Origin of the sequence: Cellulomonas pasadenensis, from assembly GCF_047229365.1 — a bacterium.
In the GTDB taxonomy this organism is placed as follows: Bacteria; Actinomycetota; Actinomycetes; order Actinomycetales; family Cellulomonadaceae; genus Cellulomonas.
Map to the genome: position 1 here is coordinate 20,207 of NZ_JBFTEP010000045.1, position 7,109 is coordinate 27,315.

The following is a 7,109-nucleotide window of genomic DNA, read 5'->3' on the forward strand; positions in this document are numbered from 1 at the left end:
CACCACCGACCCGGCCCCAGGCTCAGATCGACGTCAGCCGAGGCCGTTGACGACCTGGAGGAACGAGTCCCACCCTGCCTGCGGGTCCTCGCCGTTCACGTCCACCTGGACGAGCGCGTTGCTCATGGCCGTCTGGACCGTGAAGTAGTTCGGGCCCTTGAACGGGGCCTCGATGCCCTTCGAGCGGTTCGCCAGGATCGTGCCGACCGGGGCGTTGTTGAAGAACTCGTTGGTGGCCGACTGGACCGCCTCCGACTCCTGCGCCTCGATCTGGCTCGGGAACGTGCCCTTGTTCTCGAACGCCTCGATCTGCTGCTCGGGCGCCGTCAGCCAGGCGGCCAGCTTCTTGGCCTCCTCGACGTTCTCACCCTGCGACGGGACGGTCAGGTACGAGCCGCCCCAGTTGCCGGCGCCGCCGGGGTAGACGTCGGCGAAGTCCCAGCCGGTCACGCCGGCCGCGTTGCCCTCGATGACGCCGAGCATCCAGCCCGGGGCGAGCATGACCGCGAAGCCGTCGTTCTGGAACGAGCTCGTCCAGTCGTCGCTCCACTGCTCGAAGTGCGCCGACAGGTTGTCGCCGACCGAGGCCTGGACGACCTGGTCGAACATCTCCTTCACGCGCGGGTTGTCCGCGGCGATGATCTCGCCGGTCTCGGGGTCCTCGTACGCGGCCTTCTCCTGGTTGACCATGCCCTGGTAGATGGCGGTGGCCGAGTCGTAGAAGGGCTTGCCCGTGGCGCCCGTGTAGGTCTTGCCGACCTCGAAGAACTTCTCCCACGTGGCGTCGGCGCCGCCGAGGAGCTCGGCGACCGACTCGCGGTCGGCCGGCAGGCCGGCGGCCTGGAACAGGTCGGCGCGGTACGCGATGCCCTGCGGGCCGATGTCCGTGCCGTAGCCGATGAGCTTGCCGTCGGCGGTCGTGGCCGCCTCGGTCTTCCAGTCCAGCCAGCGGCCCTCGACGTCGGGCGACGTGAGGTCCTCGAACTTGTCGGGGAACTCCATGAGCTCGGGGAGCCAGTCGACCTCGACCGCCTCGATGTCCGAGGTGCCGGAGCCGGCAGCCAGGCGGCTGTTCAGGTTCTCGCGGGCCTCGTCCGCCGTCGCCGCGCGCTTCTGCTCGATCGTGACGCCGGGGTTCTCGGCCTCGTAGCGGTCGAACATCTCGTCGGTGTAGCCGAACTCGTTGAACGTGGCGACGGTGAGCGTGACGTTGCCGCCGTCGCCCGAGTCCTCGCCCTCGCCCGCGTCGTTGCTGCCGGAGCAGGCGGAGGCGATGAGGGCGATGCCCGTCACACCGGCCGCGAGCGCCCACGCCTTGCGTGTGGTCTTGCGCACTGTGACTCCCTTGTCAGTCGGACGGCGACGTCGCCGTACCCCTGGTGTCCACCCGGCACCCGTACGCCGCAGGGGCCGCGACGGGCGTCGCGCGTGGGGCCGTCGGGCCCCGACGTGGGATTCCCGTGGTCGTCCGCGGGAGCGTTCCCACGCGCTGGGTGACACCTTCGTCGGCATCATGGTCGAGTGTCAAGGAGCCCCGTGTCGGCCATCCGGGTGGTAGCGGTTCCATAGGGGCATCGGTGCAGGTCAGCGCGATTTCCCACCGCTCCCACGTTACCCAATCGTTACGGCGGGGGAGCCGGTCCGTGACCTGGACGGCACCGTGCTCGCACCGGTCGTCGGCGACCGCGGGTCGGACCCCTGGTGGCGCGCCGGCGGACCGGTGCCGGACGTGCCGGACATGTCCCCCGCGAGCACCCGCCGCGTGGCCGTCAGAGGGTCCGGTCGTGCCCGTCGGCGGTGTCGCGCGCGAGCCACGACCGCGCGACGGCGGCCTCCGCGTCGAGTGCGGCGCGCACGGCCTGGGCGGCCGCGGCCTCGACCGGGGCGGCGAAGAGGGGGACGGCCGCCCGGACGTCGCCCTCGTAGGTCAGCGTGCACGCGTCGGGGCCGGAGACGGTCAGGGCCGTGCGACCCGTCACCCGGACCGGGGCGCCGACGATCTCGACGACGACCGTGCCCGTCCGCCCGCCGTCGGCCTGCGCGGCCTCCCACGCCTCGACCTGCCGGACCTCGATGGCCGTCCCCACGACGCCGGCCAGGTGCGGCGGGATCAGCTCGGTCGGCAGCGCACGCCGGGTGGTGACGGTGAAGGCGCCGGCGGCCGACCCCGTGACGTCGACCTGGCGCTCGTGCGCCCCGGACGCGCGCACCTTCGCGTCGACGTAGGCGCTGTCCGCGAGCATGCGTCCCGCGTCCGTCGCGTCCGCCGGCAGCTCGTGCGCCACGCGCAGCTCCACCGCGAGCCCCCTTGCCGTCGTCAGCCGTCGTCCCCGTCGGTCCCCGCGCGCGTCGAGGGACGGCGCCACGGGTGCGCACGGCCCGACGTGCGTCGGTGCGCGGGCGCGAGACCCGACGTCGAGCCTATCGGCCGCTGCGTACCCTGGGGCGGTGTCCACCCTGAGCGACCTCGTCGCACGTCACGGGCCGCTCGCCGCCGCCGACCTGGAGTGGCTCCACCTGCTCGTCGGGGACTGGCAGGTGGTGTCCGACCTCGCCTTCGCCGACCTCGTGCTGTGGTTGCCCACCACCGACGGCGACTTCGTCGCGGTCGCGCAGTGCCGGCCCTCGACGGGTGCGACCGTCCACTACGACGACGTCGTCGGGTCCCACCCGCCCGACGGGCAGCGCCCCCAGCTGCGCCGCGCGCTGGACGAGCAGGCGCCGCAGCGGTCGCGCGAGCCGCGCTGGTTCGGCTCCTACGCCGTGCGGGAGGAGGCGGTCCCGGTGGTCCGCGAGGGGCGCGCGATCGCCGTGCTGGCCCGCCAGACCAACCTCGGCGGCGCGCGCACGCCCAGCCGGCTCGAGCTCAACTACGTGGAGGCGGCCGACGACCTCCTCGGCATGGTCTCGCGCGGGGAGTTCCCGGCGCCGGACGCGCCGACGGGCCCGCGGCGCGGTGCGCCCCGCGTGGGGGACGGGCTCGTGCGCCTCAACGGCGAGGGCGAGGTCCTGTACGCGAGCCCCAACGCGCTGTCGTGCTTCCACCGCCTGGGCGTGCTCGGCGACCTCGTCGGCCGGTCGCTCGTCGAGGTGACCTCGGACCTCATCGAGCAGAACGCGACCGTCGACGAGTCGATGCCGCTCGTGCTGATGGGCCGCGCCCCGTGGCGCGCCGACGTCGAGGCCCGCGGGGTGGCGCTGTCGATGCGTGCCGTGCCGCTGACCGAGCACGGCGAGCGCGTCGGTGCCGTGCTGCTCTGCCGCGACGTCTCCGAGCTGCGCCGCCGCGAGCGGGAGCTCATCACCAAGGACGCGACGATCCGCGAGATCCACCACCGCGTGAAGAACAACCTGCAGACCGTCGCGGCGCTGCTGCGCCTGCAGTCCCGGCGGATGAGCAGCCCCGAGGCCCGCGACGCGCTCGGCGAGGCGATGCGGCGGGTGGCGACGATCGCGCTCGTGCACGAGACCCTGTCGCAGACGCTCGACGAGAGCGTCCCCTTCGACGACCTCGTCGGGCGCAGCCTGCGGCTCGCGGCCGACGTCGCCACGGCGGGCGCGCACGTGCGCACGAAGGTGCGGGGCTCGTTCGGCGCCGTGCCGGCGGAGGACGCGACCGCGCTCGCGCTCGTGCTCACCGAGCTCGTGACGAACGCCGTCGAGCACGGCTTCGCGGGCCGCGAGCACGGCTCCGTGGACATCGTCGTGGACCGCGACGGCGACGCGCTGCAGGTCGAGGTGGCCGACGACGGCGCCGGCCTGCCGGCGGAGCGGGGCGCGGGGACGGGGCTGGGCACGCAGATCGTGTCGACGCTGGTGCGCAACGAGCTCGGCGGGTCGATCGAGTGGCGTCCGCGTGACGGCGGCGGCACGTCGGTCGTGCTGCAGGCGCGGCTGCGGCAGGGGCGGGACACCGCGACCGTCGCCTGAGCGGTGCGGCGCGGGTGCGCGCCAGGCCGTGGTCCCTCCGCGGGCCGTCGGTCCGCGCGGTCCTCGGACGTCCGCGCGGGCGGACGTCGGGCGCGGGGCCGGTGCGTCCGCCGGGTACGCCGCAGGGCCGCCCGCGTGTGTCGCGGACGGCCCTGCGGGGGCGGTCAGGAGGTGTGGCCCGACCGCGCGGTGCCCCGCCGGGTGGGCGGGGACGACGGGGTGCGGCGGCTCAGCCGGCGCGGCGCTGGCGCGCGGTGCGGCGCTTGAGGGCGCGGCGCTCGTCCTCGGAGAGGCCGCCCCAGACGCCGGCGTCCTGGCCGGTCTCGATCGCCCACTTGAGGCACGTGTCGACGACGTCGCAGCGACGGCAGACGGCCTTCGCCTCCTCGATCTGCTGCAGGGCCGGACCCGTGTTGCCGATCGGGAAGAACAGCTCGGGGTCCTCGTCGAGGCAGGCAGCGCGGTGACGCCAGTCCATGGGATCTCTCCTTGCACGCGTCGGCCCCGCGCCCCGGGGGTGGGCGCAGCCGTACGACGTGGGTTCAGTGGTGGGGGGGACGTGCTGCATCAAGACTCACACCGCCCACCGGTCGAGACAAGGGTTACGACAAGGTTTCATCGTGGTGACGGGTGAGGCGTTGATCACACCGGGCGGCGCGCCGGACGGTCGGGCGGCGGCGCCCGCCCCGGCGCCCCGCACGCCGCCGGGGCGAACGTCCAGGTCAGCGGCACGTCGGCGTGCGCGAGCGTCTGACCTGCGGTGTCGTGCTCCCGCACGGCCGACGGACCCCGTGCTCGGGGCGGTCAGGACGGCGCGCCGCGGCGCCGCGTGACCGTCGTCACGACCGCGGTCCGGCACGTGGCCGAGGTCACGCCACGTACGGCGTGGTGCTGAGCACGGGTGCGATCTGGTATGTGCCACGCGGGTCGGCGTGTCGTGCGGACGTGCCGCCTGTGGACCCGTGGGCGCGTCCCCGGCCGGGCGGCCCGCCGGCGTCGTCCGTGCGGGCGTGCGGGCGTGCGGGCGTGCGGGCATGCGGGCGTGCGGGCGTGCCGCCGGCACGGACGCCTAGGGTCGTGCCATGCCGAGGTCCCGCCCCGCCCTGCTCGTCGTCGCCTGCGGCCTGGTGCTGCTCGAGGTCCTCGTCCTGGTCGCGGCGGGGGTCGCGGGGACTGCCACGCTCGTGCGCGGCTCCGAGGTGCCCGCCGTCGCGGTGTTCCTCGTGGTCCTGGCCCTGGGGGCGGCGCTGCTGCTCGGCGCCGCGGCCCGCGCGCTGTGGTCCGGGCGCCGGTGGGGGCGCGGCCCCGTGCTCACGGCGCAGGTGCTCCTCGTCGTCGTCTCGGCCTCCCTCTGGGGGAGCGGCGCCGGGCCGCGCGCGGGTCTCGGCGTGCTGCTCGGCGTGGTGGTCGGTGCAGCCGTGCTGGCGCCACCGGTCGTCGCCGCGACGTCGCGCACGGGCCCGGACGACGTGGACGGACGCGCCTGACGCACGCCGTGGTCACGGGGGGCGCCCGTCCCCGGGCCCGGCCACGGGCTCGGCCCCAGGCTCGGCCACGGGCTCGGCCGTGCGCCCGATCGTGGCCCGGTCCGCGGGGCCGGCCGCGTGCACCTGCACCCGGCGCAGCGCCCGGTCCCGGCGCAGCACGCCCCGCCCGGGCAAGCGGCACGCCGGGTCGCCGTGCAGCGCCGCGCCCGGCCCGAGCAGCGCCGTCGCGTCCCCGTCGTGCGGGTCGAGCACCACGACCAGGCGGGACCGCAGCGCCGTGGCGACGGGGCCGCGGAACGCGCCGGCCGCGTGCGCGGAGGTCGTCGCCAGCGCGACCACGCGCGGGCGGGGCGCGTGCAGCAGGTCGTCCACCGCGTCGGCCGCGCGTGGAGCCGTCCGCTCGAGCTCGTCGACGTCGTCGACGACGAGGACCGTCGACGCGTCGCCGTCCGGCGGCGTCGGCGGCACGCCGGGGCCGACGGTCGTCCACGGGGCGTCCTCGCCGTCGTCCTCGCGGGCGCTCGCCGGCGCCAGACGCAGCACGTGGTGACCTGCGGCGGCCCACGCCCGCGCGACGGCCAGCAGCGCGGTCGTGCGTCCCGACCCCGGTGGGCCGGCCACGACGAGCGGGCGGCTCGCGTCCGCGTGCACCGGACCGCCGTCGTCCCCGCCGACGCCGAGGGGCACGACGACGGCGCCGTCGGCGGCGCGCGTCGGTGCGGGCGGCGGCGCGTGGTCGGGCAGCCGGGCGACCCGCACCGGTGCGCCCGGGACGGCGGTCCCGTCCCCGGGTGTGGCGTCGTCCCCGGCCCGGTCCGGCGGGGGCAGCACGACCTGGCAGACCCGCGCCGGCCCCGCACCCGTCACGACGGCGCGCCCGGGCGTGGTCCGCACCGTGGCGAGGTGGGCCGGGACGCCGGCGAGGGCGTCGGCCGACGCGTCGACGACGGGCAGCACGAGGCGGGTGGGGAAGTCGCCCAGCAGGCGGGTGACCGCCGGGACCACCGCGGCCGACGCGGCGAGGGAGAGGCCGGGCGCGGGGTCGCGCCACGTCGCGACGAGCAGGTCCGCGGCGACGCCCCGGGCGTGGCGGCCGAGCGTCTCGAGCAGCACGTCGAGGCGGTCGACGACGAGCACCGCGGGCGCCCCCGCGCCGACGGCGCCGTGCAGCCGGTCGAGCAGCAGCCCGGTGCGGTGGGCGTCGTCCGCGGGCAGCACCGTGCCGAGCGTGCGCGCGTCGGACACCGCGCGCACGGTCGCCTCGGGCAGGCCGACGGTGTGCACGTGCGCACCGGCGCGGGACGCGCCGGCGGCGACGGCGAGCAGAGTGCTGGACCGCCCGGATGCGGGACCGCCGAGCACGAGGAGCGGCCCGGACGCCGGTTCCCAGCGGACGCCGGCGCGCCGCTGCTCGTCCGGGACGTCGGCGAGCGCGAGCGCCAGCCCGTCGCCCGGCGGCACGTCCGCCGTCGTCACGCGGGACGGCAGGGGCGGGCACCACGGCACGTCGGGGCCGGGCCGCCCCCGCGCCGCACGGCGGGCCGCCGACACCCAGGCGGCGACGTCGTCGGCGCCGGGCCCGGCGCGGTCTCGTATACACAACTGACGCTGCCGCCGATGCCATGGATGTGGTGGGGGCGGGGGGGGGGGGGGGGGTGGAGGGGGGGGGGGGGGGGGGGGGGGGGGGGGGGG

General features: G+C 76.6%; 6 protein-coding genes. 2 read left to right on the forward strand and 4 right to left on the reverse strand.

Features of this window, described 5'->3' with window-relative positions; translation table 11 throughout:
• Positions 1–33 precede the first annotated feature (33 nt).
• Together AB6N23_RS08595 and AB6N23_RS08600 are read right to left on the reverse strand one after the other, a co-directional pair.
• On the reverse strand, positions 34–1,335 hold the full coding sequence (locus AB6N23_RS08595) for an ABC transporter substrate-binding protein (protein WP_412865676.1): 1,302 nt from the start codon (positions 1,333–1,335) through the stop codon (positions 34–36).
• 434 nt (positions 1,336–1,769) lie between these two features.
• Positions 1,770–2,297, reverse strand: coding sequence for a DUF2505 domain-containing protein (locus tag AB6N23_RS08600; RefSeq protein WP_412865677.1), 528 nt, complete (start codon positions 2,295–2,297; stop codon positions 1,770–1,772).
• Positions 2,298–2,448: 151 nt separating this feature from the next.
• Here AB6N23_RS08600 and AB6N23_RS08605 point away from each other — a divergent pair, with 151 nt between their 5' ends.
• Positions 2,449–3,930 (forward strand): sensor histidine kinase, encoded by a 1,482-nt coding sequence (locus tag AB6N23_RS08605; protein ID WP_412865678.1) that lies wholly within the window; start codon positions 2,449–2,451, stop codon positions 3,928–3,930.
• Between the two features lie 229 nt (positions 3,931–4,159).
• Here the strand turns inward: AB6N23_RS08605 and AB6N23_RS08610 are convergent, their stop codons facing one another.
• Positions 4,160–4,408 (reverse strand): WhiB family transcriptional regulator, encoded by a 249-nt coding sequence (locus tag AB6N23_RS08610; RefSeq protein WP_013117620.1) that lies wholly within the window; start codon positions 4,406–4,408, stop codon positions 4,160–4,162.
• Positions 4,409–5,012: 604 nt separating this feature from the next.
• Here AB6N23_RS08610 and AB6N23_RS08615 point away from each other — a divergent pair.
• Positions 5,013–5,417: a hypothetical protein gene (locus AB6N23_RS08615; protein WP_412865679.1), complete on the forward strand. Its 405-nt coding sequence runs from the start codon at positions 5,013–5,015 to the stop codon at positions 5,415–5,417.
• A 12-nt stretch (positions 5,418–5,429) separates the two neighbouring features.
• Here the strand turns inward: AB6N23_RS08615 and AB6N23_RS08620 are convergent, their stop codons facing one another.
• Positions 5,430–6,893, reverse strand: coding sequence for an AAA family ATPase (locus AB6N23_RS08620; protein ID WP_412865680.1), 1,464 nt, complete (start codon positions 6,891–6,893; stop codon positions 5,430–5,432).
• Positions 6,894–7,109: the final 216 nt, after the last annotated feature.